This window comes from Micromonospora sp. NPDC051543 (assembly GCF_044454415.1).
Lineage (GTDB): Bacteria > Actinomycetota > Actinomycetes > Mycobacteriales > Micromonosporaceae > Micromonospora.
The window spans coordinates 162,129-186,048 of sequence record NZ_JBITDT010000004.1 but is presented as its reverse complement, the minus strand read 5'-3'; the positions used below and the strand labels follow the sequence as shown (position 1 = coordinate 186,048).

Below are 23,920 nucleotides of genomic sequence, written 5' to 3'. Positions count from 1 at the left end.
GCCTCAGGCCAGCTCGGCGAGCGCCGCGAGCAGCCGGTCCACCTGGGCGGCGGTGCTGCCCAGACCGATGCTGGCGCGCAGCGCCGTCGGTGGCAGATCCTTCCGGCCGGTACGGGTGGCGGCCTCGCCGAGCAGCCGCCGGGCCAGCGGGTGGGCGCAGAACAACCCGTCCCGTACGCCGATGTGGTGCTCGGCCGCGAGCCGGGCGGCCACCGTGGCCGAGTCCTGACCGGCGACCACGAACGACACGATGCCGACCCGGGGCGCGTCCGGGCCGAAGGTCCGCAACTCCACGACGTGCGGCAAAGCCGCGAGGCCGGCGCGGAGCCGGGCCAGCAACGCCTGCTCGCGGGCGGCGAGCGCGACCCGGTCGGCGTCGGTAAACGCCGTGCACACCGCCGCCAGCGCCACCGCGCCGAGCAGGTTCGGGGTGCCGCCCTCGTGCCGGGCCGGACCGGTCGCCCAGGTCACGTCGTGGGTGGCCGGCCCGACACGGCTGGTGGCCCCGCCGCCGGCCAGGTACGGCGGGGCCGCGTCCAGCCAGTCCGCCCGGCCGATGAGCACACCCGCGCCGAACGGGGCGTACAGCTTGTGGCCGGAGACCGCCAGGTAGTCCACGTCGAGCGCGCGCCTGTCCACCGTGGCGTGCGGGGCCAGCTGCGCCGCGTCGAGGACGATCCGGGCACCGTGCCGGTGGGCCACCCGGGCCAGCTCGGCGACCGGCCACAGCTCACCTGTCACGTTGCTCGCCCCGGTCACCGCGACCAGCACCGGCAGCGCGGGGTTGCTGTCGCGGCGCAGCTCGGTCAGCGCGGCGGCGAGGTCGCGTACCGCCCCGGCCGGGTTGGCGGGCACCGGCAGGCGTACCGAGCCGCGCGGCCAGGGCAGCAGGTTCGCGTGGTGCTCACCGGCGAAGGTGACCACCGTCGTGCCGGCCGGCAACGACCGGGCCAGCAGGTTGAGCGCGTCAGTGGTGTTGCGGGTGAAGACCACGTGGTCGTCCGCGCCCGCGCCGAAGAAGTCGCCGACCGTCTGCCGGGCCCGCTCGTAGGCCAGCGTGCAGCGCCGCGACAGCGCGCCCGCGCCCCGGTGCACGCTGGCGTACCAGGGCAGCAGTTCGGTGACCGCGTCGGCCGCGGCCCGTGCGCACGGCGCGGTGGCCGCGTAGTCGAGGTTGATCTCGCCGGGTACGCCGAGCACGTCGAGCGCCGCCGACGGCGGGGACGCGACGGCGGGCAGGCTGGGCAGCGAGGGTACGAGAGTGACGGACACGCCGAAACCTCCGGGGTCAGGGACCCCGGGTGTGGCATCGGGACGGGGTCCGCGCTTGCCCAGCACGCCGATCGGGCTGGGCCCGGTCATCACCCGGGGCACCCCACCGCGAACTCGACGAGGGTTGCCGGCCAGCAAGCCGGGGCTTGACGCTGGCGCTCGTGACCTGCCGGCAGCATAGCGGCTGTGGATGCGGCCGAACCAGCCGGCGGGGGATGGCTACGCTGACCGCATGGCCGACACCCCGCCCGGTGCACCCCTGCCGTCGCCGCCGCACCCGCCCGCGGCCCCGCCCGCCGGCACGTCACCCGGGATGCCGCCGCGCCGCTTCGGCTGGCTGCGGTTCCTGGTGCTGGCCGGGGTGGTGCTGCTCATCGCCGCGTGCGCGGTCTTCATGGTCATCCGCCTCGGTCAGTCGCTGGGCCTACAGGCGCTGCTGGTCGGGGTGGGCGCCGCGATCCTGCCGGTGCCGGTGCTGGTCGCCTGCTTCCTCTGGCTCGACCGGTACGAGCCGGAACCCCTGAAATACCTGATCTTCTGCTTCGCCTGGGGCGCGTTCGTCTCCACCGCCGCCTCGCTGAACGTGAACGAGTTCGCCGCCGGACGGTTCGCCGACTGGGGACTGCCGGACGCGCTGACCGCCGTGCTGGTGGCACCGTTCATCGAGGAGCTGACCAAGGCGCTCGGCCCGATCCTGCTGCTGGTGTTCCGCCGCCGGGAGTGGTCCGGGATCACCGACGGCCTGGTCTACTGCGGGCTCTCCGCGGTCGGCTTCGCCATGGTGGAGAACATCCTCTACCTGGGCGGGTACGGCTACGCGGCCGGCGCCGACCGGTACGGCCCGGCGACCGGCACCCAGCAGGTGATCGCCATCTTCATCGTGCGGATCCTCCTGTTCGGGTTCGCCCATCCCCTCTTCACCTCGATGACCGGCCTGGGTCTCGGCGTTGCCTCCCGCAGCGCCGACCGGCGGGTCCGGGTGCTCGCCCCGATCGCCGGCCTGCTGCTGGCGATGATGCTGCACGGCACCTGGAACCTGCTGCCCACGCTCACCCAGGCCACCGGCGAGGCGGTGATCATGCTGTACGGCTTCCTGGGCCTGATGGTGCCGGTGTTCTTCGGCGTCGTCGGGCTGGCCGTGTGGCTGCGCGCCTACGAAGGGCGGCTCACCGAGCGGACGCTGCCGGACTACGTACGCGCCGGCTGGTTGAGTCCGCCCGAGGTGGCCGCCCTGAGCAGCCTGGGCCGTCGGCACGCCGCCCGGAGCTGGGCACGCCGCGTCGGCGGCGACGCCGGTGCGCGTGCCATGCGTGGATATCAGCTCGCCGCGACCCGGCTGGCCCTGCTGCGGGACGGGACGCTGCGCGGTCTGGACCGCAAACCGGCCGACCAGGAGCGGACCGCCGTCGAGGAGCGGCAGCTCCTGGAGGCGATCAGCGCGTACCGGTCGTACTTCGTGGGCCGGGACCCGCAGGCCCCGGCCGGTGTCTGGGACGGTAGCCAGTACCACCTGCGCTTTCCGGACGGCACGCAGCGATCGGTGTCCGCGCCCGACGAGCCGGTGGTGCCCATCCCGGTGGTGCTCGCCCCGCCGCCCCCGGTCGGCTATCCGCCGGCCGGCTGGCACGGTCTGCGCCCCGCCGCGCCGTGGCCGCCCGGTAACGCCTGAGCGCGGGCGGGCGGCGGGTCAGGTCATCAGGGTGGTGAGGAAGTCGCCGAGTCCCTGGGCCATGGCCATCAACGCCGCCCCGATCCCCTTGAACAACTGCGCCGCGCCGTCCGGCCGGAACGCCATGAAGTAGATCAGGAACGCGACGCTGCCCCAGGTCAGCAGTTTCTTCACGAATACCGGCATCGTCCCTCCCCAGGGCCACGGTCGCCGGCTGGCTTCCCGTCGTACGGTCCGACAAACGGAGCGGTCGGGCCCGGGGCGGCTAAGGCCTGTTTCATAAGAACTGGCCGGCCTGCGGCGGGCCCAGACGACGACCGGCGGCGTTGCGGTTTCGTCCGGATACAACACCGGTATCCGGACGAAACCGCGCCTTGCCGGATCGCCGCCCGGACTCCGCCTCGGCTCGACCGCCCTTATGAAACAGGCCCTACAGGTAGAGGCCGGTGGAGTCGTTCTCGATCCGCTCGGCGGCCACGGCGTGCACGTCGCGCTCGCGCAGCAGCACGTACCCGCGGCCGTGCAGCTCGACCTCGGAGCGGTCGTCGGGGTCGAAGAGCACCCGGTCGCCGGAGACGATGGCGCGGACGTTCGGCCCCACACCCACGGCGGTGGCCCACGCGAGGCGCTTGCCGACCGCTGCGGTCGCCGGGATGACGATGCCAGCGGTGGAGCGACGCTCGCCCTCGCTGCCCTCCATCCGCACCAGCACGCGGTCGTGCAGCAGGCGGATCGGCAGGCCGGAGTCGAGATCCTGGTCGGCGGTCACGGGGCAGACGCTACCGTGTCGCAGGTGACCGGCCGCCGGTGGTTACGCCCATGGCCGTGCGGGCATTGTGTGGCGGAACTGCCCTACGGTGTCGGGAACGGACGTATGCTGTCCGACCTGTCGCCGTGGGCCGACGACTCTTCTGCCAGGAGGTGCGCTTGAGCCGCTTCGAGCGGGTACGCGGGCGGCTGCGCCGCGCCTACCAGTCAGAGAAGGAGTCGGTACGCGCCGCCCAGGAGACCCCGAGCGACGCGCCGGAGTCGCCCGGGATCGCCTCGCCGGCCGTCCCCGGGCCCGCCGCCCCGGCGCAGGCCACGGTCGTCGGAGCGGAGCCCCCGGTGGACCTGCACAGCTCGACGTCCAGCCGGGACGACGCCGACGTGCCGCACGGCCTGCGGATCGCCGCCGCCTGGTGCTGGCGGCTGATCGTGATCGGTGTGGTGGCCTGGGCGCTGCTCCGGATCGTCGGCACGGTCCGGATCGTGATCATCCCGTTGGCCATCGCGTTGCTGCTCTCGGCCCTGCTCGCGCCGGCCGTGGGCTGGCTGCTGCGGGCCCGGCTGCCCCGTTCGATGGCGACGGCCGTGGTGCTGGTCGGCGGCCTTGCGGCGGTCATCGGCACCCTGACCCTGGTGGTGAACGAGTTCATCCGGGGCGTACCGGAGCTGAGCCAGAAGTCTTCCGAGGGCGTCCGGCAGATCCAGAACTGGCTCAAGACGGGGCCGTTGCACCTGTCCGACACCCAGCTCGACCGCTACATCGACGAGGCGCAGGGCTGGATCAACGACAACACCTCGAAGTTCACCAGCGGCGCGCTGAGCACCGCGGCGACGCTGGCGGAGGTGCTCACCGGCACGCTGTTGGTGCTGTTCGCGACGTTCTTCTTCCTGCGCGACGGCAACAAGATCTGGCGTTTCGTCGTACGGCTGCTGCCGGTGGCCGCCCGCTGGAAGGTCGACGACGCCGGGCGGGCCGCCTGGCAGACCCTCGTCGCGTACGTCCGCGCGACCGTGCTGGTCGCCTTCATCGACGCGGTCGGCATCGGCATCTTCCTGGTCATCTTCGACGTGCCGTTCGCCTTTCCGCTGGCCGCGCTGGTGTTCCTCGGCGCGTTCATCCCGATCGTCGGTGCGGCGCTCTCCGGCGGTGTCGCCGTGCTGGTGGCGCTTGTCGACAGCGGCCCGGTCACCGCGCTGATCATCCTGGGCGCCGTGATCGGCGTGCAGCAGGTCGAGGGGCACGTGCTCCAGCCCATCATCATGGGCCGGGCGGTGGCCATCCACCCGCTCGCGGTGATCATCGGGATCGCGGCCGGCGTGGTGCTCGCGGGCATCACCGGCGCGCTGGTCTCCGTCCCCCTGATCGCGGTGCTGAACACCGCGGTGCGCCGCCTCGCCGCCCGTACGGTCCCCGACACCCCGCCCGACGCCGTGGTCGTCGCCTCGCAGGCCCCCTGACCGCCCGCCCCACCCCGCGGCCTCCGCGATCTTGCACTTTCGGTGGCGACAACAGGGCCCAAAAGCCCTGTATCGACAACCGAAACTGCAAGATCGGCGCGGGGTCCGGGGCCAGGGCCTACGTGGTGGCTAGGCGCTTCAGGGCGCCTTGGGCTACCTCGGGGCGGGTCGTGTACCAGAACGGGGGGAGGGAACGGCGCAGGAACGGTCCGTAGCCTCGGGCCGTCTCCAGGCGGGAGTCGAGCACCGCGACGACCCCCTTGTCGCCGGTGGCCCGGATCAGCCGGCCCACGCCCTGCGCCAGCCGTACCGCGGCGATCGGCACGCTGACCGCGGCGAACCCGGAGCCGCCGCCCGCGTCCACGGCGGCGGCGCGGGCCGCCGCGAGCGGTTCGTCGGGCCGGGGGAAGGGCAGCCGGTCGATGACCACGAGCTGACAGGCGTCGCCCGGCACGTCCACTCCCTGCCAGAGCGACATCACCCCGAAGAGGCAGCTCGACTTCTCCTCGCGGAACCGGCGCACCAGCAGCGGCAACGCCTCCTCGCCCTGCAACAACACCGGCAGGTCGGTCCGCGCGCGCAGCAGCTCCGCCGCCTGCGTCGCGGCCCGCCGCGAGGAGAAGAGCCCGAGGGTACGACCACCGAGCGCCTCGACGAGCCCGAGCAGCTCCTCACCGGCCGCGTCCGGCAACCCGGAAACGCTGGGCCGGGGCAGGTGCGCGGCGACGTACAGGATGCCCTGCCGCGCGTAGTCGAACGGCGAGCCCACGTCGAGCGAGCGCCACCCCGGTCCCTCGGTCGCGGGGATGGTGGTGGCGTCGGCCAGCCGGCGGCCCGGCGTCTCAGCGGCCGGGCGGCCCGCGCCGGTGCGGGCGGCCAGCGAGGCGGCGGCGGGCGACGCGGGGACCGGCGGCGCGTCCAGGCCGAGGGCGCGGGCCACCGTGTCGAACCGGCCGCCGAGCGCCAGGGTGGCCGAGGTGGCGACCACGGTGCGTTCGTCGTACAGGTGGGCGGCGAGGGTGCCGGCGACCGACAGCGGTGCGACCACCAGTGCCCGCCGGTTGCCGCTGTCGTTCTTCTCCACCCAGGCCACGTCGTGGTCGGCCTCTTCGAGGAGCCGTTGGGCGGTGGTGGAGAGGTCGTCCATCGCGGCCTTGGCCTGCTGTTTGCGCACCGGATCGGGGTCGTCGGACTTGATGTCGCCGATGGCGTCCAGGGCGGCGCGGGTGGCCGAGTCGAGCAGGGTGCAGGCCTCGCGCAACGGCGTCGGCAGACCGGCGGTGAGGCGACCGGCCGGCGCCTCGGCCAGCCCGACGGCGAGGGCGTCACCGGCGGCGACGAGCGCGTCGGCCGTCTCCGGGCGCAGCAGCGGGCGGGCACGCCGGGTGGACCGGTCGATCATCTCCGGCACCAGCTCGGCCTGGGCGGCGGAGGAGACGCGGTCGGCCAGCTCGTGCGCCTCGTCGACGATCAGCAGCTTGTGCGGCGGGACGATGTGCCGCTCGGCCAGCATGTCCACCGCGAGGAGGCTGTGGTTGGTCACCACGATGTCGGCCTCACGGGCGCGGGCCCGGGACGCCTCGGCGAAGCACTCCGCGCCGAACGGGCAGCGGGTCGCGCCGACGCACTCCCGCGACGGCATGGAGACCAACCGCCACGCCTGGTCGTCGACGCCCGGGTCCAGCTCGTCGCGGTCGCCGGTGTCGGTCTTCTCGGCCCAGTCACGCAGGCGCTCGATCTGCTTGCCCAGCCGGCCGGCCTCGCCGAGCCACTTCGTGCCGCCGCCCGGGCGGGCGGCCGGGGAGTCGAAGAGGGTGTCCTCCGGCTCGTCGGCGGTGGAGTTGTCCAGTCGGGCCAGGCAGAGATAGTGATGGCGACCCTTGAGCACCGCGAACGTGGGCCGGCGGCCGAGCACCGGCTCGACCGCGTCGGCCAGTCGGGGAAGGTCGTGGTCGACGAGTTGGGACTGCAACGCCAGCGTGGCCGTGGAGACCACCACCGGGCCGTCCACGGTGAGGGCCGGCGCGAGATAGGCCAGTGACTTGCCGGTGCCGGTGCCCGCCTGCACGAGCAGGTGCTCGCCGCTGGTCACGCACTCCTCGATGGCGGTGGTCATCTGCTGCTGGCCGGGCCGTGCGGCGCCGCCGGGGACCGCGCCGACCGCCGCCGCGAGCAGCTCCGTGCCGCTGGGCCGGGCACCCCGCCGTCGGCCTGCGCCACGGGCCGAGGGGGTGGCGGAACCGGTGGCGGTGCGGGGCGGAGTCACCGTGCGACGGTACCCGTCGCCGCCGACACCGACCTCGCCCATCCGCCCGCGTGGCGCGTACCCGCCATTGGGCTCCGCCGGCCCGTGCCGTCCGGTTACGGCGGCACTACGACGTGTGGGCAGTATCGGTTAGGGTGCGAATCATGCCGAGCGACGTGGTCCGAGTGATCTACCGCAAGTACGACGGCAGCGCCCACCGCGACTACCCGGCCCGCCGCCTGGCCGAGGACGACCTCGGCGTGTGGCTCGGCGTCCCGTTCGGCACCGAGTCGGTCTACCACGGCCGACCGTCGGTGGAGAAGATCCCCTTCGTCCTGCTGGTGCCGCACCACGCCTGGTGGACGTGCATGTTCAACCCCCCGCCGCGCACCAGCGAGGTCTACTGCGACATCGCCACCCCGGCCCGTTGGGAGTCCGACGACACCGTCCACCTGATCGATCTCGACCTGGACGTGGTCCGCCGACGGGCCACCGGCGTGGTGGAGCTGCTGGACGAGGACGAGTTCGCCGAGCACCGGGCCCGCTTCGGCTACCCGGACGACGTGGTGGTCGAGGCCGAGGCGGCGGCCCGGTGGTTGTACGGCGCTCTCGGCGACGGCACCGAGCCGTTCGCCACCTCGTACCGCAAGTGGTTGGCCCTGGTGGTCTGAGCCGGCGCGGGTGGTTCGGCGGCGTCGGGCCTCGCCGGGCGGATGGCACGCGGGTGGGCGATGATCCTCAGATGAGCGAATCCCGGCAAGAGCAGGGCGGTCGGATCGTGACGCCGCACGGTGGGTCCGTGCGGGATCTGTTGCGGGTCACCGCTCCGGTGGATCTCGCCGCGATCGATCCCCGGTCCACGCCCGGCCTGCCGGCCGCCGAGGAGATGGGCGAACGCCGCAAGACCTGGGCCCGGACGCAGGTGGGGCTGATCGGCGAGGAGTTGGGCCGCCAGCAGGAGATGCTCTTCGCGATGGCGAAGGCCGGGTCGACGCGCCCCGCGCACCGGGTGCTGCTCGTGCTCCAGGCCATGGACTGCGGTGGCAAGGATGGCACGATCAAGCGGGTCGCGGGCGCGATGAACCCGCTGGGCCTGCACATCCGTTCGTTCGGGCCGCCGACCGAGGAGGAGTTGCAACACGACTTCCTCTGGCGGATCCGCCGGGAGTTGCCGCCTGCGGGGTACGTGGGCATGTTCAACCGGTCGCACTACGAGGACGTGCTGATCGCCCGGGTCGGCGCGTTGGTGCCGGAGGCGATCTGGCGGGCCCGGTACGACGAGATCAACTCCTTCGAGCGGGAGCTGACCGAGGACGGCGTCACCGTGATCAAGGTGATGCTGCACATCTCGTACGCCGAGCAGGGCGAGCGGCTGCTGGAACGGCTCACCGACCCGCGTAAGCACTGGAAGTACAACCCGTCGGACGTCGACTCCCGGTCGCACTGGGACGACTACCAGGCCGCGTACGCCGAGGCCCTGAGCCGGTGTGGCACGGACGCCGCGCCGTGGTTCGTGGTGCCCGCGGACCGCAAGTGGTACCGGGACTGGGCGGTGGCCCATTTGCTCCGAGAGACGTTCGACACGCTCCGGCTGGGGTATCCGCCTGCCGATTTCGACGTGGCGCACGAGCGCGAGCGGTTGGCTGCTGGGGGAGCGGGGACGGCTGGGACGCCCGAGATGAACACTAGGTGAACGAGCGGTGAATGTGGTCCGACCAGGGGTGGGCCGGCGAATTCGCGGATCTGGCGTTTCCTAGCATTCACCGAGCGGACGCCCACGGACGCCGCCACCCTTCCACCGACGCGACGAGGTCTGTGCTGTGAAGTTTTCCTTCCGCCCCACCGAGGGCGCCTTCTACGAGCTCTTCACCAGGGCCGCGCAGAACCTGGTCCGGGGCACCACGCTGCTGAACGAACTGGCCCTGCCGGGTGTCGACGTGCAGTCGGTCAGCGAGCGGCTGACCGAGGTCGAGCACGACAGCGACCAGATCACGCACGATCTCTACAAGAAGATCAACTCGACCTTCATCACGCCGTTCGACCGGGAGGACATCTACCGGCTCGGCTCGCTGCTCGACGACGTGATGGACCACCTGGAGGCGGTCGGGGACCTGCTCTACCTGTACGGGCTCACCGAGCTGCCGGCGCTGCCCCGCGAACTGCACGAGATGGTCAACGTGCTCGACCAGCAGGCCAAGCTGACGGCCGAGGCGATGCCCCGGCTGCAGTCGATGAAGGATCTTGAGGACTACTGGATCGAGTGCAACCGGCTCGAGAACGAGGGCGACCGGATCAACCGGCAGCTCCTCGTCCGGCTCTTCTCCGGCGAGTACGACGCGTTGACGGTGCTGAAGATGAAGGAGGTGGCCGACGAGTTGGAGGCCGCCTGCGACGCCTTCGAGCACGTGGCCAACACCGTCGAGACCATCGCGGTCAAGGAGTCCTGAACCGGTGTCTACCGAACTCATCGCCGTCCTGGCGGTGATCGCGGTGGCCTTGGCGTTCGACTACACCAACGGTTTCCACGACGCCGCCAACGCGATCGCGACAAGCGTCTCCACCCGCGCGCTGACACCCCGGATCGCTCTCGGCCTCGCCGCGGTCGGCAACTTCATCGGCGCCCACTTCGGCGCCGGTGTCGCGAAGACCGTCGGCGACGGCCTGGTCACCCTTCCCACCGGGGTGAGCAGCCTCGGGGTGGTCTTCGCCGGGGTGCTGGGCGCCATCGCCTGGAACCTGATCACCTGGTACTTCGGCCTGCCGTCGTCGTCCTCGCACGCGCTCTTCGGCGGCCTGGTCGGCGCGACCCTGCTGTCCACCGGCGGCATCGTGCAGTGGGGCAACATCGGCGAGAAGGTCATCCTGCCGATGGTGCTCTCGCCGATCGTCGGCCTCACCCTCGGTTACCTGCTGATGCTGGCGATCCTCTGGCTGTTCCGTAAGGGTCAGCCGGGCAAGCTCAACCGGGGTTTCCGGCACGCGCAGACCGTCTCCGCCGCCGCCATGTCGGTCGGCCACGGCATGCAGGACGCCGCGAAGACGATGGGCATCGTGGTGCTGGCGCTCTACACCGGCGGTTTCCAGGAGAGCAAGACGCACATCCCGGGCTGGGTCTTCTGGACCTCGGCCACCATGCTGGCCCTCGGCACGTACGCCGGCGGTTGGCGGATCATCCGCACCCTCGGTCGTAAGATCATCGACCTCGGCCCGCCGGAGGGCTTCGCCGCCGAGACGGTGGCCAGCGCGGTGCTCTACTTCAACGCCCTGGTGCTCAAGGCCCCGATCTCCACCACCCACACGATCACTTCGGCGATCATGGGCGTGGGCGCGACCAAGCGGCTCTCCGCGGTCCGCTGGAACGTCGCGGGCAACATCGTGATCGCCTGGATCATCACGTTCCCGGCGGCCGCGCTGATCGCCTGTGTCACCTACCTGCTGGTCCGGCCGCTCTTCGGCTGACCGGACCCCGTACGCCGAGAGGCCCCCCGGATCGGGGGGCCTCTTCGCGTTCACTCGTAGCGCACGCCGATCTGCTCGCGGACCGTGTCCAGCAGGGTCATCACCTCGAGGGTCGTGGTGTGCGGCACCAGCGGGCTCTCGGTCAGCCCGGCGGCCAGACAGCGCCCCACCTCGATCGCCTCGTACTGGTAGCCGTTGCCGGCCTCCTCGGCGGTGATCGTCTCGGGCTCGGCGCCGTCCCGGTGCAGGGTCAGCGAGGCCGGCCGGAAGAACGGCTCCGGCAGGTCGATACGGCCGGTGCTGCCGGTGATCGAGGCCGCCAACGAAGTCGCCCCCACCATGCCGCAGCTCAGCGTGGCCACCGCCCCGCTGTCGTACCCGAGGAGGATGCCGGTGTTCTCGTCCGTCCCCTCCGGGCCCAGGTGCGCCCAGGAGCGGATGTGCTGCGGCACGCCCAGCAGCAGGTGCGCCAGGCTGATCGGGTAGATCCCCAGGTCGAGCAGCGCGCCCCCGCCCAGCGCCGGGTTGCGCATCCGGTGCTCCGGCGGGAACGGCCCGGCCACCCCGAAGTCGGCCCGCACGTTGCGCACCGTGCCGATGGCGCCCTCGGCGATCAGCTCGACCGCGCGAAGGATGAGCGGGTTCGTCCTCATCCACATGGCCTCCATGAGGAAGACCCCGGCGGCGCGGGCGGTGTCCACCAGCTCGGTGCTGGTGGCCAGGTCGAGGGTGAACGGCTTCTCCAGCAGCACCGCGCGGCCGGCGGTCAGGCAGGTCAGCGCCGCCTCGTGGTGCGCGGCGTGCGGAGTGGCCACGTAGATCACGTCGACCTCGGGGTCGGCGGCCAGCTCCACCCAGGAGCCGTACGCCCGCTGCGCGCCGTACGTGTCCGCGAACCGCCGCGCGCTGTCGGCGGAGCGGGAGCCGACCGCGACCAGTTCGGCGTCCGGCACCAGCCGGAGGTCTTCGGCGAAACGGCTGGCGATGTGGCCGGTGGCCAGGATGCCCCAACGAGTCATGCCGGAACGCTAACCCCTGCGCCTGCCCGGCGAACGTCGCCCCTCGCCGCCCGGCCACCCCGCGGTTCCCCCCTTTGCTCTGCTTCAGCCCAGGCAACACCGGCGGGCCGTTACTGTCGCCTCCGCTGAAGCAGAGCAAAGGGGGCTGAGCATGGGTTGGCGGCGGCCCGCCGCCTCGGTGTGGTGGCGAACTAGGCTCGCGGCATGACGATCGACAGCGACGGCTTCGCCGCCCCGGCCGCCCTGGTCGAGCACGCCCGCCGGTTCCAGGCCGAGGGTGGCACTCCGGCCACGCCGCGGGTCGCGGCCACCGTGTTGCTGCTGCGTCCGACGGACACCGACTTCGAGGTGTACGTCATCCGCCGGGTCGCCGCGATGACCTTCGGCGGGATGTACGCCTTCCCCGGCGGCGGCGTCGACCGCTCCGACTCGGAGGCGCACCTGGACTGGGCCGGCCCGACGCCGACCGAGTGGGCGGGGCGGCTCGGGGTGGCCCCGGACGCGGCCCAGGCGGTCGTCTGCGCTGCCGCCCGGGAGGTGTTCGAGGAGGCGGGCGTCCTGCTCGCTGGCCCGGACACCGAGACGGTGGTCGGCGACGTCAGCGGCGACGACTGGGAGGCGGCGCGGCAGGACCTGGAGGGACGCCGGCTGGGTTTCGCCGCGCTGCTCGCCGACCGCCGACTGACCCTTCGGTCCGACCTGCTGCTGCCGTGGAGCCGGTGGATCACCCCGGAGTTCGAGCCACGCCGCTTCGACACGTACTTCTTCGTGGCCCTGCTGCCGGCGGGGCAGCGGACCCGCGACGTCTCCGGCGAGGCCGACCAGACCCTGTGGATCCGACCGGCGGACGCGTTGGCCCAGGCGCGGGCCGGCGAGCTGACCATGCTGCCGCCGACCCTGGTCACGCTGGCCGAGGTGGCGGCTGCCGGCGACCTGGCGGGAGTGGCCCGCGCGGCGGCCGACCGCGACGCCGCCACCCCCATCACCCCGCGCCTGGACCTACCGCCAAACGGCGAACCCCGCTTCGTCCTGAGCTAACCCCGCCCCCAACCGCGTCGATCATGGAGTTGTGGTGGGGGACAGAACTGTCCTTGATGCTCCTGTCGGGCACCACAACTCCATGATCGACGGGTGCGGTCCGGCGGATCAGCCGAAGCGGCCGGTGATGTAGTCCTCGGTCTTCTTCACGCTCGGGTTGCTGAAGATCTTCTGGGTGTTGTCGTACTCGATCAGCCGGCCCGGGTCGCCGGTCTTCTCGATCGAGAAGAAGGCGGTCCGGTCCGACACCCGGGCTGCCTGCTGCATGTTGTGGGTCACGATGATGATCGTGAACTTGTCCTTGAGCTGGAACATCAGGTCCTCGATGGCCAGCGTGGAGATCGGGTCCAGGGCCGAGCAGGGCTCGTCCATCAGCACGACCTGCGGCTCGACCGCGATGGTCCGGGCGATGCAGAGCCGCTGCTGCTGACCGCCGGAGAGGCCCGCGCCGGGCTTGCCGAGGCGGTCCTTGACCTCGTCCCACAGGTTCGCCGAGCGCAGGGCCTTCTCGGCCGCGTCCTCCAGGATCGACTTCTTGCGGACCCCGTTGAGCTTCAGCCCGGCCACCACGTTCTCGAAGATGCTCATGGTGGGGAACGGGTTCGGCCGCTGGAAGACCATGCCGATCGTGCGCCGGACCGCTGTGACGTCCACGTCCCGGTCGTAGATGTCCTGGTCGTCGATGGTCAGGCTGCCCTCGACGCGGGCCCCCGGCAGCACCTCGTGCATCCGGTTGATCGACCGCAGGAACGTCGACTTGCCGCAGCCGGACGGCCCGATGAGAGCGGTGACGGTCTTCGGCTCGACGGTCAGGTTGATGTTCTCGATCGCCTTGAAGCCGCCGTAGTACGCGGTGACGTTCGAGGCGGAGACGCGCTTGGCCATGGTGGTACCTCCGGGGTTCATCGGCTGAGCCTGTTGCGACGGGCCAGCAGCTTCGCCGCGATCGTCAGGATGAGCACGAGGGCGACCAGGGTGAGTGCCGCGGTCCACGCCCGTGCCGGTGCGTACTTCGACGCGTCGCCGGCCTGCTGGTAGACGAAGAGGGACAGCGACGACTGGTTGTTCTCGAAGGGGTTGGTGTTGATGGCCGCGCCGCCACCGGCGACCAGCAGCACCGGCGCGGTCTCGCCGGCCGCGCGGGCGATCGCGAGCATGACGCCGGTGACGATGCCGGGCAGCGCCGTCGGCAGGACCACCCGCAGGATGGTCTTCCACTTGGGTACGCCGAGCGCGTACGCGCCCTCGCGCAGCGGCGGCGGAACGAGGCGGAGCATCTCCTCGGTGGACCGGACGATCGTGGGCAGCATGAGCACGCTCAGTGCGAGCGCGGCGGCGAAGCCGGAGAAGCTGGGCCGGCCGTCGTTGAACCACGGCGACACGATCAGCACCCAGAACGCCAGCACGAACAGGCCGGAGACGATCGACGGAATGCCCGTCATGACGTCCACGAAGAAGCGGATCGCGAAGGCGAAGCGGCCCCGCCCGTACTCGACGATGTAGATGGCGCAGAGGATGCCGAGCGGGACGGTGATCAGGGTGGCGATGCCGACCTGCTCCAGCGTGCCGACGATCGCGTGGTACGCGCCACCGTTGGCGTCCCGGGCCCCGATGTTGTTCATCGAGGTCTGGAAGAAGTTGCCGTCGAGCCGCTCGGTGCCCTTGCTGACCAGCGTCCAGACGACCGAGATGAGCGGCAGCACCGCCAGCACGAACGCGGAGTGGATCAGCGCGCTCCAGGTGCGGTTGCGGGCCGACCGGCGTCCCTCGACCACGTTGGCCGCGACGAAGAGCCCGGCCAGGTAGAGGATCGCGCCGAGGACGACGACGAGGACCGGGCCGCCGATGTCTCCGCCGTAGACGATCACGGCGGAGAGCGCGAGGGCCGCCACGGCGATGACCGGTGCGGCGTACCAGGGCAGGCGCTTGGCCCGCAGCGAAGCGGGCTGGGCCGGCGGCCGGGTGCGGTGGGAGGTGACGGTTGTGGTCATGCGGCCGACTCCGTGAACTCCCGGCGGCGGTAGATGATCGCCCGCGCCGTGATGTTGACGATCAGCGTGATGGTGAACAGCACCAGGCCGGAGGCGATGAGCGCGCCCCGACCGGTCTCGTTCGCCTCGCCGAACGCGTTGGCGATGTTGGCGGCGATCGTGTTGCCGCCGTTCTGGATGAGGTTGAACGAGATGCCGAAGGTGATACCGAGGGTGAGCGCCAGCGCGATGGTCTCGCCGAGCGCCCGACCGAGGCCGAGCATCACCGCGGCGATGATGCCGGGGCGGCCGTAGGGAAGTACCGCGGTGCGGAGCATCTCCCAGCGGGTGGCGCCCAGGGCGAGGGCGGCCTCCTCGTTGGCGGTCGGCGTCTGGAGGAACACCTCGCGGGAGAGCGAGGTGATGATCGGCAGCACCATGATGGCGAGCACCAGGGCGCCCAACATGATCGACTTACCGAACGGCCCGTCGCCGCCGAAGATCGGGATCCAGCCGAAGTACTCGTTCAACCAGACCGAGAAGTCCCGGACCGGGTTGCTGAAGACGTCCCGGCCCCAGAGACCGAAGACCACGCTCGGCACGGCGGCCAGCAGGTCCACCAGGAAGCCGAGCGCGGTGCCCAGCCGGCGCGGCGCGTAGTGCGAGAGGTAGAGCGCGATGCCGAGCGCCACCGGCACCGCGATCAGCAACGCCAGCGCCGAGCTGAGCACGGTGCCGAACGCGAGCGTGCCGATGCCGAACTTCGGCTCCGTGTCGTTGGGGGACCAGCCCTCGTAGGACCAGAAGTTCTCGGTGTTGGCGCGCAGGGCCGGCACCGCCTTGGCGACCAGGAAGATCGCGATGGCGGCGATGATGACCAGAACGGCGGTGCCGGCGGCCAGTGTGAGGCCGCGGAAGGCCCGCTCGGCGCCGAACTTGCGGCTGCGCGGCAGAGCGCCGCCGCCGCCCAGCCCGGTGCCGCCCGGGGAACGGGTGCTTACTGGTGCCTCGGCCACACGCGCCGAGGCACCGGCGGGCCACTCGTGACTTTCAGTCACGCGCGTCCCGCCGGTGCCGGCGTCGGCCGAGCGGTGAGGGGTTTCACCCATCTGCTCGCTCGATTCGGTTGCGGAGGTGTGGGGGTCGGGTCAGGAGAGGTTCTTGACCGCGGCTTCGACCTTGGTGCGGACCGTCTCCGGCAGCGGGGCGTAGCCGAGGTCGGTCAGCGAGTTCTGGCCCTCGGCGCTGGCGGCGTAGCCCAGCAGACCCTTGACCAGCTTGAGCTTGTCGGCCGCGAGGCCCTTGCTGCAGACGATCTCGTACGTCGCCAGGACGATCGGGTACGCCCCGGCCTCCTTGGTGTTGTAGTCGATCGACAGCTTGAGGTCGTCGCCCTGGCCGTCGACCTTGGCGCCGGCGATGGTCTTGCCGGCGGCCTCGGCGGTCAGCGCGGCGAACTCGCCGTTGCCGTTACCGATCTTGGCCATCTTCAGGCCGGCGTTCTCGGCGAACGACCACTCCATGTAGCCGATGGAGCCGTCGGCGCCCTTGACCGAGCTGGCCACGCCGTCCGAGCCCTTGGCGCCGGTGCCGCCCGGGGCCTTCCAGGCCTTGGCGTTGCTGAAGGTCCAGTCGCTCTCGGAGGTCTTCGAGAGGAACTTGGTGAAGTTATCGGTGGTGCCCGACTCGTCCGAACGGTGGACGGTCTGGATGGTGGTCGCCGGGAGCTTGGCGTCCGGGTTGTCGGCCTTGATCGCCGCGTCGTCCCACTTGGTCACCTTGCCGGCGAAGATCTTCGCCAGGGTGGCCGGCTTGAGCTGGAGGTTGTCCACGCCGCTGACGTTGTAGGCGACGGCCACCGGGCCGATGACCATCGGCAGGTGGATGGCCTTGCCGCCGGCGCACTTGGCGTCGGCCTGCGGCTGCTCCTCCGGCTTGAGCGCGGAGTCGGAGCCGGCGAAGTCGGCGGTCCCGGCGATGAACGCCTGGATGCCGGCGCCCGAGCCGGAAGCCTCGTAGTTGATGGTGGTGCCGGCGCACTTCTGCTGGTACGCCTTGATCCACTCGGCCATGGCGTTCTTCTGGGCCGACGAGCCCTGTGCGTTGACCGTGCCGGTACCGCAGTCGACCGCGGCGGCGGAGCCCGAGGCGCTGGCGCCGGAAGTGGGCTCGTTGTTGTCCGAGCCGCATGCACTGAGGCCGAGCGTCGCGGCAAGAGCGAGGCAGGCAATAGTGCCGTACCGCTGGAGCTTCACCTGAGGGGTTTCCCTTCGCGTCTGACTTGGTGCCCCGATCCCGGGGCCCGAGGACCGGCACTGACCGGCTGACACGAAAGTTAGAAGTGCCAGGTAGCCGGTTCGCCGGTCGCAAGTGAACGCAGGGTGAACAGGTACGGCCCCCGAGGTGACCGCTCGCTGAGGGTGAGTTGTCCGTTAAGTGAACCGGGGCACTTCAGTGCCCGTTGCCGCTCAGCCGAGGTGGTAGTTGATGTGCGCGGACCACCGGGCGAAGCCCAGCCGCTCGTACAGCGCTACCGCCTCGGTGTTCGAGTCGTCGACGTAGAGCATCACCCGGTCCAGGCCTCGCCGGTCCCGCAGGTACGCGAGCCCCGCCGTGGTCAGCGCCCGGCCCAGGCCGCCACCGTGCGCGGTCGGCTCCACCCCGAGCACGTACACCTCGCCGATCCGGGCCGACCCGGGCCGTTCGTGCACCTTCGTCCAGTGGAAGCCGAGCAGTCGACCGGTCGAGGTCTCCTCGGCGAGCAGGAAGCCGGCCGGGTCGAACCACGGCTCGGCGAGGCGGACCCGCAGGTCGTCCGGGGTCCACCGGCCCTGCTCGGGGTGCTCGGCGAAGGCCCGCGCGTTCAGGGCCAGCCACGCGGCGTCGTCCGCCCCGGGCCGGAACGCGCGCAGCGCCACCCCGTCGGGCACGCGCGGCTCGCCCAGTGGAGCCGCCAACGATCGGCGGAGCTGCCAGAGCACCCGCGCACGGGCGAACCCCAGGTCCACGGCGAGCGCCGCCGCCGACGGGTGGTCGCCGTGGGCCCACGCCCGCAGCGGTCCGGTCGCCGAGGCGAGCACACCCCGGGCCAGCGCCCGGCCGGTGCCGCGCCGCCGGTACGCCGGGTGCACCGCCAACTCGACACCGATCCCGTCCACCGGGTCGGTGGTGTCCAGGTGCGCGTACCCGGTCAGCGTGCCGTCGTCGGCGCGGGCGAGCAGGTGTACGGCCGGAGCGTCCGCGTCGCGCAGGCGGAGCAGGACGTGCTCGTCCAGCGGGTCCGCGCCGTCGGTGTCGCCCGCCGTACGGGCCAGGGCCAGTACGCCGGCGATCTCCGTGGGGGACAGTCGGTCGGACCGGGTGACCTGGTCGCTGGTCGCTTCCGCGCTGCTCATCCCGTCACCGTAGCCGTTGCGTCAGGCGCGTCCCGGACGGTCGCCCGAGGAGCGTCCCGGACCCGTCGCCCGGGTGAGTTGTCCGGCTCACGTGGGGTCGGTGGGCAGCGCCTCCAGCTCGTACCGTGCGGTGAGCTCGGGCAGGATCCGGCGTAGCGCGTCGACGGTGCCCTGCCGGTCGCCGCCCGCGTCGTGCATGAGGACGACCGCACCGGGCTGCGCCTGTGTGAGCACCGTGGTGGCGATCTTGTTGGCGCCGGGCGCCTGCCAGTCCGACGGGTCCACCGACCAGTGCAGCGGGGTCATGCCGAGTTGCCGGGACACCGACACCACCGGGTAGGTCCAGGCGCCGCCGGGTTGGCGGTACCAGACGACCGGGACGTCCGGCACCGCTGCCCGGATGGCCTCGTTGGTGCGTATCAGGTCGGTTCGGATCTGGTCGGCGGACCGGTTGCCCAGCGAGACGTCGTGGTGCCAGGAGTGGTTGCAGAGCGTGTGGCCGTCCGCCACGATCGCCTGGATCAGGTCGGGGTGGTCCTGGGCGTTCTCGCCCACCACGCAGAACGTGGCCTTGACGTCGTACTCGCGCAGCATCGCGAGGACCTGTGGGGTGTAGCGCGGGTCCGGCCCGTCGTCGAAGGTCAGCGCGAGTCGGGCGGTGCCGGTGTCCGTGTGGGCGCCGAACAGCCGGTCGCCCCCGGCGTCCCGGCCCGTGCCGTCCTGGCTGGCCTCGGCGGGACCGGCGGCGCTCTGGCTGGTGCTCGGGTGTTCGGTCGACGGCTGCTCGGGAGGCTGGTCGGCGTAGTGGGGGCCGGTGGCGTCGGTGGTGACGCCCGTGGCGTGCTGGCGGGGCTGGTCCGGAACGAGGCTACGGCCCAGCACGTACGCGGAGCCGAGCAGCGCCGCCGCCACCACCGTCACGATCCCGGCCGCACGCGCGGTCGAGCTGACCCGCGTCACGGCTTCCACCCGGTCGGCCGGAGCTCCCGGCCCGTCGCCCCCGTGTTACCTGCGCGCACCCTTGCCCCCTTTTGCGACAAACCCGGCAGTCAGAATAGGACTGCCAAGCTGCGCAAAAGGGGCATATGGGAAATCGGCCGACGCTAGACGGGCAGCGGCGCGTGCTCCGTCTCGGGCAGCGAACGCGAGGGGGGTACGACGAACTTGTAGCCCACCTGGCGGACCGTGCCGATCATCGACTCGTACTCCGAGCCGAGCTTGGCGCGCAGGCGTCGGACGTGCACGTCCACCGTCCGGGTGCCGCCGAAGTAGTCGTACCCCCAGACCTCGCGCAGCAGCTGGTCGCGCGTGAACACCCGGCCCGGGTGCTGGGCCAGGAACTTCAGCAGCTCGAACTCCTTGTAGGTGAGGTCGAGCGGGCGACCCTTGAGCTTCGCCGCGTACGTGTCCGGGTCGATGGTGAGTTCCCCGGCCCGGATCGAGCCGCCGGCGCCGGCGGTCGCGTTGCTCAGGCGGCCGACCGCGAGCCGCAGCCGGGCCTCGACCTCGGCGGGGCCGGCCGAGGCGAGGATGACGTCGTCGACGCCCCAGTCGGCGTTCAGCGCGATCAGGCCGGCCTCGGTGACGACCGCGACCAGCGGCACCCCGAGCCCGGTGGCGTGCAGCATCCGGCAGGTCGCCCGGGCTTCGCTCAACTCCGACCGGGCGTCCACGAGCACCGCGTCGGGGCTCGGCCCGGCGACAAGGGTGCGGACGTCGCGCGGCGCGGTACGCACCGAGTGTGGCAGCAGGTCGAGTGCCGGCAGCACAGCCGACGGTTCACCTGCGCGCGCGGTCACCAGCAGCAGGATCTCCACGATCACCTCCGTCCCGGCGGCGCATCGCCGCACGCGACCAGACACACTCGTGAGGGAGTGCGCTGAGAAATTGCGTGGTCCCGGCGTCGCTGACGGGCGGGTAACGCGTTGAGCGTAACCGATCGCCCCGGCTGCACCGTCAGGCCATTTCCCGTTTGTCTAGCTTGCCCCTGATCGTGGCACAGGTTTTAACGTTACTGAAACCCGCGACCACTGCACCGGGCGGTCGATCTGGCACGATCGGGGCGTGTTTCCCTCCACCTCGCCCGACGCGGGCCGCGACTCGTGGACCGACGGCCCCCGTCCGGGTCCGGCTGCTCCGACCCGTGGCCACCCACCCGCGCCGCGTACCGGACCGGCTGTCGCCGACGGCGAGCGCCGTGGACGTGGGCCGCGCCGGGCCCGCCGTGCCGGAGAGCCGGCCCGTCGTACCGAGGAGGAGACCGACGAGCCGGAGGAGGAGGTCGTCCCCCCGGTCGAGGTGCACCGCCCGCTGGCGCTGACCATCGCCGGCTTCGCCGCGCTGCTCGGCGTGGGTCTGGTGCTCGGCGCGCAGACATCGGGCCCGGGTCACCGCCTGCCGTTCGCCGTCATCGTCTTCGGCGTCCAACTGCTGTTCGTGCTCGCCTGGACGATGGCCATGCGCCCGCCGGCGCTGCTGCTGGTCGCCGGGATCAGCGCCGCCGTCGCCGCGGCCGCCGACGTCGCCGCCGTCCGGAGCGACATCGCCGGCCTGGCGCCGCTGGGCTACCTGGCCGTCGGGGGCTTCCTCGCCGCCGTGCTCGGCCAACTGGTCCGCCGCGTCGACCGGGTCCGGGTCACCGACTCCCTCGGCGCCACCCTGCTCATCGTGGTCGGCGTCGTGGCCTTCGGCACCCTGATCGTGCTCAGCCGCATCCCCGCCGGCACCCAGGCGATCACCGTCTGCCTGACCGCGAGCGGGGTCGCGCTCACCGTCGCCCGGCTCACCGACGCGGTGCTGCCGTGGCCCCGGCTGGCCCCGCAGGTGCCCCGGGGCGCGGCCGGCGTCGTCGGCGGCGCGATGGTGGGCACGCTGGTCAGCGCGCTGCTCGGCGGCTATCTGGTGGCACCCTTCACCCCGACCAGGGCCGCGGTGATCGGCCTGGTCGCGGCCGTCACCGCCGTCCTCACCGACCTCGCCGTGGGGTACGCGGAGGCGGGTCGCCTGATGGCCGGAGAGCCGCCCACCATGTGGGTCGCCCGGCACATGCAGGGGCCGCTCGGCGGGTTCGCCCTGGCTGCGCCGGCCGCGTACGCCATGTGCATGCTCTTCCTCTGAGCCCACGGTTGAGGTCGGTGCCGCTCGGGTACCTACGGGTGCGCCGCGCAGCGGCACCGGTTCGGACGACCCGCCGTGTCGCGGCGGGCGGAGACAGGAGGCGGCGTGGCCCAGGAGTATCCGGTCGACGACCAGCAGCAGGCCCGGCCCCGACGGCGCGGGCGCAAGCTGCTCATCGGCCTGGTCGTCCTGCTCCTCGTGGTGGCGGGCCTGCTGGTGGTCGCCGACCGGGTGGCGGTCGGGGTGGCCGAGCGGCTCATCGCCGAACGGGTCAGCCAGGAGATCAGCAAGCAGGGCGCGCAGTCCTCGACGCCCGATGTCGAGGTCGGTGGGATGCCGTTCCTCACCCAGGTGCTCGACGGGCGGTACGAACGGATCTCCATCTCGCTCCGGGACGTGCAGGCCTCGGTCGAGGGTGACGCCGTACGGCTGCCGGTGCTGGACGTCGACGCCCGCAACGTGCGGGCGTCGCTGGACACACTGCGGACGGGGCAGGGCGACGTCGTGGCCGACACGGTCGACGGCACCGGCACGATCAGCTACGAGAGCCTCGCCGCGCTGCTGAAGCGACCCGGTCTCACTCTCGGCGAGCAGGGCGGCAAGCTGGCCGTCAGCGCCCCGGTCGACATCCTCGGCACGAAGTTCACCGTCGCCGGCACCGCCGACGTCACGGTCGCCAAGAACGGCGCGGTCGCCCTGCGCTTCAACAACCTGGACGCCGCCGGGCTCCCGAACCTGCCGCTGGCCCGCACGATCCTCAGCAACTACGCCAAGAGCATCTCCATCGACGTGCCGCTGCCTGACCTGCCGTTCCAACTCACGGTCCGGAAGGTCCAGCCGTTGCCCGAAGGGCTGGCCGTGACCGCCGACGCGAAGAACGTACCGATCAACTCCGTCAGCTGAGTCGTGCGTCAACAGCCCGGGCCACTGGGACGCCACGGTGGCCCGGCGGCGGGACGATTCCCGGATGGTGGTCGGCACGGTGGCAGCCCTCCGGATCGCTGGTAGGCTGCCTGACCATGGGGACCCACCTCACCAAACGGCGCGCGGTCGACCTGTGCCGCGTGGCCACCTGCCTGTGTCGCCCTGTCATCTGACGGCGGGGCTGTTTTCGGCCGCCTGACGGCGGCCACCGGCACGCAGGGTCCTCGACCCTTTCCGGTGATCCCACCGAACGCCCGGCAGCGGCGCCGTCGCACGAACCCGTGATCCCGTCCTTCCGCTGGGTCCCGCGCGCGGTGCGACAGTTCAACCCATCGATATTCGCGCGTTGGCTCACCATCCATCCTCACCAGGGAGTGAATCGATGAGTCGCGACACCGCACTCGTCTCGGCCGAGTGGGCCGAGAAGAACCTCGACGCCCCGGGCGTCGTCTTCGTCGAGGTCGACGAAGACACCTCGGCCTACGAGACCGGCCACATCGCCGGCGCCATCAAGGTCGACTGGAAGACCGACCTCCAGGACCCGGTCCGCCGGGACTTCGTCAACAAGACCCAGTTCGAGGCGCTGCTGTCCGAGCGGGGCATCAGCAACGACGACACCGTGATCCTCTACGGCGGCAACAACAACTGGTTCGCGGCGTACGCCTACTGGTACTTCAAGCTCTACGGGCACCGCGAGGTCAAGCTGCTCGACGGCGGTCGCAAGAAGTGGGAGCTGGACGCCCGCCCGCTCGTCACCGAGACGCCGACCCGCCCGGCGACCCAGTACGTCGCGCAGGAGCCGGATACCTCCATCCGGGCCTTCCGCGACGAGGTCGTCGCCGCGATCGGCACCAAGAACCTGGTCGACGTGCGCAGCCCCGACGAGTTCGCCGGCCGGCTGCTGGCCCCCGCCCACCTGCCGCAGGAGCAGGCGCAGCGGGCCGGTCACATCCCGACGGCGATCAGCGTCCCGTGGTCCAAGGCGGCCAACGAGGATGGCACCTTCCGGTCCGACGACGAGCTGCGCAAGATCTACGGCGACGCGGGGCTGGACGACAGCAAGGAGACCATCGCGTACTGCCGGATCGGTGAGCGTTCCTCGCACACCTGGTTCGTGCTGCAGGAGCTGCTCGGTCACCGCAACGTGAAGAACTACGACGGCTCCTGGACCGAGTACGGCTCGCTGGTCGGCGTGCCGGTCGCGCTCGGCGACGAGCCAGGGGAGGCCTGACGATGACCGCTCCCACCGCTGCCACCGCTGCGGGCTGCGCCGCACCTGACCAGGCCGCGCCCCTGCCGGCCAGCCTGGACCTCGAGAAGGAGACCGTCATCACCGGCATCGTCCGGTCGACGGCGGACGAGGTCGTGCCGGGCGCGTACGTCCGGCTGCTCGACTCGACCGGCGAGTTCACCGCCGAGGTGGTCACCTCGGCCGCCGGTCAGTTCCGGTTCTTCGCCGCGCCGGGCTCCTGGACGCTGCGGGCGCTGTCCCGGCACGGCAACGGCGACACCGCCGTCACCGCCGGCCGGGGCATCAACGAGGTGTCCGTCACCGTCGCCTGACCCACCGCTCTGATCGACCGGGG

At 71.8% G+C, this 23,920-nt stretch carries 24 protein-coding genes and 1 riboswitch; of the genes, 12 read left to right on the top strand and 12 right to left on the bottom strand.

Annotation, left to right across the window (positions count from 1 at the left end; translation table 11 throughout):
- Positions 1-3: 3 nt before the first annotated feature.
- On the bottom strand, positions 4-1,239 hold the full coding sequence (locus tag ACIA3K_RS08745) for an aminotransferase class V-fold PLP-dependent enzyme (protein ID WP_396800298.1): 1,236 nt from the start codon (positions 1,237-1,239) through the stop codon (positions 4-6).
- A 79-nt stretch (positions 1,240-1,318) separates the two neighbouring features.
- Positions 1,319-1,439, bottom strand: a riboswitch (SAM riboswitch).
- 23 nt (positions 1,440-1,462) lie between these two features.
- Here ACIA3K_RS08745 and ACIA3K_RS08740 point away from each other — a divergent pair.
- Positions 1,463-2,941, top strand: coding sequence for a PrsW family intramembrane metalloprotease (locus ACIA3K_RS08740; protein WP_396799983.1), 1,479 nt, complete (start codon positions 1,463-1,465; stop codon positions 2,939-2,941).
- A gap of 18 nt (positions 2,942-2,959) precedes the next feature.
- Here ACIA3K_RS08740 and ACIA3K_RS08735 read toward each other — a convergent pair whose 3' ends face one another.
- A complete protein-coding gene (locus tag ACIA3K_RS08735) occupies positions 2,960-3,127 on the bottom strand; it encodes a hypothetical protein (RefSeq protein WP_396799982.1) in 168 nt (55 codons plus the stop codon).
- 244 nt (positions 3,128-3,371) lie between these two features.
- Positions 3,372-3,710 (bottom strand): GroES family chaperonin, encoded by a 339-nt coding sequence (locus ACIA3K_RS08730; protein ID WP_396799980.1) that lies wholly within the window; start codon positions 3,708-3,710, stop codon positions 3,372-3,374.
- A 158-nt stretch (positions 3,711-3,868) separates the two neighbouring features.
- Between ACIA3K_RS08730 and ACIA3K_RS08725 the strand changes: the two genes are divergently transcribed.
- Entirely contained in the window at positions 3,869-5,167 is a 1,299-nt protein-coding gene (locus tag ACIA3K_RS08725; RefSeq protein ID WP_396799978.1) for an AI-2E family transporter, read from the top strand.
- A gap of 118 nt (positions 5,168-5,285) precedes the next feature.
- On the opposite strand, the gene ACIA3K_RS08720 is transcribed toward ACIA3K_RS08725, so the two are convergent.
- Positions 5,286-7,475, bottom strand: coding sequence for an ATP-dependent DNA helicase (locus tag ACIA3K_RS08720; RefSeq protein ID WP_396799976.1), 2,190 nt, complete (start codon positions 7,473-7,475; stop codon positions 5,286-5,288).
- Positions 7,476-7,576: 101 nt separating this feature from the next.
- Between ACIA3K_RS08720 and ACIA3K_RS08715 the strand changes: the two genes are divergently transcribed.
- The 4 genes from ACIA3K_RS08715 (at position 7,577) to ACIA3K_RS08700 (ending at position 10,871) form a co-directional block, all read left to right on the top strand.
- Complete coding sequence (locus ACIA3K_RS08715) at positions 7,577-8,083, top strand: DUF402 domain-containing protein (RefSeq protein ID WP_357128972.1); 507 nt, start codon at positions 7,577-7,579, stop codon at positions 8,081-8,083.
- 71 nt (positions 8,084-8,154) lie between these two features.
- A complete protein-coding gene (locus ACIA3K_RS08710) occupies positions 8,155-9,105 on the top strand; it encodes a PPK2 family polyphosphate kinase (protein ID WP_396799974.1) in 951 nt (316 codons plus the stop codon).
- A gap of 127 nt (positions 9,106-9,232) precedes the next feature.
- The gene (locus ACIA3K_RS08705; RefSeq protein WP_355050883.1) at positions 9,233-9,859 is read left to right on the top strand and encodes a DUF47 family protein; all 627 of its coding nucleotides are present in this window, start codon (positions 9,233-9,235) and stop codon (positions 9,857-9,859) included.
- Positions 9,860-9,863: 4 nt separating this feature from the next.
- On the top strand, positions 9,864-10,871 hold the full coding sequence (locus ACIA3K_RS08700; RefSeq protein WP_355050882.1) for an inorganic phosphate transporter: 1,008 nt from the start codon (positions 9,864-9,866) through the stop codon (positions 10,869-10,871).
- A gap of 50 nt (positions 10,872-10,921) precedes the next feature.
- Here ACIA3K_RS08700 and ACIA3K_RS08695 read toward each other — a convergent pair whose 3' ends face one another.
- Positions 10,922-11,890, bottom strand: coding sequence for a Gfo/Idh/MocA family protein (locus ACIA3K_RS08695; RefSeq protein WP_396799973.1), 969 nt, complete (start codon positions 11,888-11,890; stop codon positions 10,922-10,924).
- Positions 11,891-12,094: 204 nt separating this feature from the next.
- On the opposite strand from ACIA3K_RS08695, the gene ACIA3K_RS08690 reads away from it, so the two are divergent.
- Entirely contained in the window at positions 12,095-12,928 is an 834-nt protein-coding gene (locus ACIA3K_RS08690; protein ID WP_396799972.1) for an NUDIX hydrolase, read from the top strand.
- Positions 12,929-13,036: 108 nt separating this feature from the next.
- Here the strand turns inward: ACIA3K_RS08690 and pstB are convergent, their stop codons facing one another.
- From pstB to ACIA3K_RS08655, 7 genes are all read right to left on the bottom strand, one after another.
- Positions 13,037-13,813, bottom strand: a complete 777-nt coding sequence (pstB, locus tag ACIA3K_RS08685) for a phosphate ABC transporter ATP-binding protein PstB (protein ID WP_099848932.1) — start codon at positions 13,811-13,813, stop codon at positions 13,037-13,039.
- A gap of 17 nt (positions 13,814-13,830) precedes the next feature.
- Positions 13,831-14,919, bottom strand: coding sequence for a phosphate ABC transporter permease PstA (pstA, locus tag ACIA3K_RS08680; RefSeq protein ID WP_396799971.1), 1,089 nt, complete (start codon positions 14,917-14,919; stop codon positions 13,831-13,833).
- Positions 14,916-16,007 carry a phosphate ABC transporter permease subunit PstC gene (pstC, locus tag ACIA3K_RS08675; RefSeq protein ID WP_396799970.1) on the bottom strand — a complete coding sequence of 364 codons (1,092 nt, stop codon included), beginning with the start codon at positions 16,005-16,007 and terminating at the stop codon, positions 14,916-14,918. Before pstC ends, pstA begins: the two co-directional genes overlap by 4 nt.
- Before the next feature lie 39 nt (positions 16,008-16,046).
- Entirely contained in the window at positions 16,047-17,153 is a 1,107-nt protein-coding gene (pstS, locus tag ACIA3K_RS08670; RefSeq protein WP_396799969.1) for a phosphate ABC transporter substrate-binding protein PstS, read from the bottom strand.
- Between the two features lie 213 nt (positions 17,154-17,366).
- Complete coding sequence (gene mshD / locus ACIA3K_RS08665) at positions 17,367-18,293, bottom strand: mycothiol synthase (protein ID WP_396799967.1); 927 nt, start codon at positions 18,291-18,293, stop codon at positions 17,367-17,369.
- Between the two features lie 87 nt (positions 18,294-18,380).
- Positions 18,381-19,253: a polysaccharide deacetylase family protein gene (locus tag ACIA3K_RS08660; protein ID WP_396799965.1), complete on the bottom strand. Its 873-nt coding sequence runs from the start codon at positions 19,251-19,253 to the stop codon at positions 18,381-18,383.
- A gap of 143 nt (positions 19,254-19,396) precedes the next feature.
- Positions 19,397-20,116, bottom strand: coding sequence for a response regulator transcription factor (locus ACIA3K_RS08655; RefSeq protein WP_357129003.1), 720 nt, complete (start codon positions 20,114-20,116; stop codon positions 19,397-19,399).
- Between the two features lie 241 nt (positions 20,117-20,357).
- On the opposite strand from ACIA3K_RS08655, the gene ACIA3K_RS08650 reads away from it, so the two are divergent.
- From ACIA3K_RS08650 to ACIA3K_RS08630, 5 genes are all read left to right on the top strand, one after another.
- Positions 20,358-21,410, top strand: a complete 1,053-nt coding sequence (locus ACIA3K_RS08650) for a hypothetical protein (RefSeq protein WP_396799963.1) — start codon at positions 20,358-20,360, stop codon at positions 21,408-21,410.
- 105 nt (positions 21,411-21,515) lie between these two features.
- Positions 21,516-22,313, top strand: a complete 798-nt coding sequence (locus ACIA3K_RS08645) for a DUF2993 domain-containing protein (protein ID WP_396799962.1) — start codon at positions 21,516-21,518, stop codon at positions 22,311-22,313.
- A 116-nt stretch (positions 22,314-22,429) separates the two neighbouring features.
- A complete protein-coding gene (locus tag ACIA3K_RS08640; RefSeq protein ID WP_310503780.1) occupies positions 22,430-22,507 on the top strand; it encodes an Ms5788A family Cys-rich leader peptide in 78 nt (25 codons plus the stop codon).
- Positions 22,508-22,716: 209 nt separating this feature from the next.
- Positions 22,717-23,565: a sulfurtransferase gene (locus tag ACIA3K_RS08635; RefSeq protein ID WP_396799960.1), complete on the top strand. Its 849-nt coding sequence runs from the start codon at positions 22,717-22,719 to the stop codon at positions 23,563-23,565.
- 2 nt (positions 23,566-23,567) lie between these two features.
- Complete coding sequence (locus tag ACIA3K_RS08630) at positions 23,568-23,897, top strand: DUF1416 domain-containing protein (protein WP_396799958.1); 330 nt, start codon at positions 23,568-23,570, stop codon at positions 23,895-23,897.
- The last annotated feature ends 23 nt before the right edge of the window (positions 23,898-23,920 follow it).

Bases quoted from the DNA above. Each gene is read 5' to 3' on its own strand.
- ACIA3K_RS08740 (WP_396799983.1), top strand. From the start codon at position 1,463: ATGCGGCCGAACCAGCCGGCGGGGGATGGCTACGCTGACCGCATGGCC.
- ACIA3K_RS08735 (WP_396799982.1), bottom strand. From the start codon at position 3,127: ATGCCGGTATTCGTGAAGAAACTGCTGACCTGGGGCAGCGTCGCGTTC.
- ACIA3K_RS08720 (WP_396799976.1), bottom strand. From the start codon at position 7,475: ATGGGCGAGGTCGGTGTCGGCGGCGACGGGTACCGTCGCACGGTGACT.
- ACIA3K_RS08715 (WP_357128972.1), top strand. From the start codon at position 7,577: ATGCCGAGCGACGTGGTCCGAGTGATCTACCGCAAGTACGACGGCAGC.
- ACIA3K_RS08710 (WP_396799974.1), top strand. From the start codon at position 8,155: ATGAGCGAATCCCGGCAAGAGCAGGGCGGTCGGATCGTGACGCCGCAC.
- ACIA3K_RS08695 (WP_396799973.1), bottom strand. From the start codon at position 11,890: ATGACTCGTTGGGGCATCCTGGCCACCGGCCACATCGCCAGCCGTTTC.
- ACIA3K_RS08690 (WP_396799972.1), top strand. From the start codon at position 12,095: ATGACGATCGACAGCGACGGCTTCGCCGCCCCGGCCGCCCTGGTCGAG.
- pstB (WP_099848932.1), bottom strand. From the start codon at position 13,813: ATGGCCAAGCGCGTCTCCGCCTCGAACGTCACCGCGTACTACGGCGGC.
- pstA (WP_396799971.1), bottom strand. From the start codon at position 14,919: ATGACCACAACCGTCACCTCCCACCGCACCCGGCCGCCGGCCCAGCCC.
- pstC (WP_396799970.1), bottom strand. From the start codon at position 16,007: ATGGGTGAAACCCCTCACCGCTCGGCCGACGCCGGCACCGGCGGGACG.
- mshD (WP_396799967.1), bottom strand. From the start codon at position 18,293: ATGAGCAGCGCGGAAGCGACCAGCGACCAGGTCACCCGGTCCGACCGA.
- ACIA3K_RS08640 (WP_310503780.1), top strand. From the start codon at position 22,430: ATGGGGACCCACCTCACCAAACGGCGCGCGGTCGACCTGTGCCGCGTG.
- ACIA3K_RS08635 (WP_396799960.1), top strand. From the start codon at position 22,717: ATGAGTCGCGACACCGCACTCGTCTCGGCCGAGTGGGCCGAGAAGAAC.
- ACIA3K_RS08630 (WP_396799958.1), top strand. From the start codon at position 23,568: ATGACCGCTCCCACCGCTGCCACCGCTGCGGGCTGCGCCGCACCTGAC.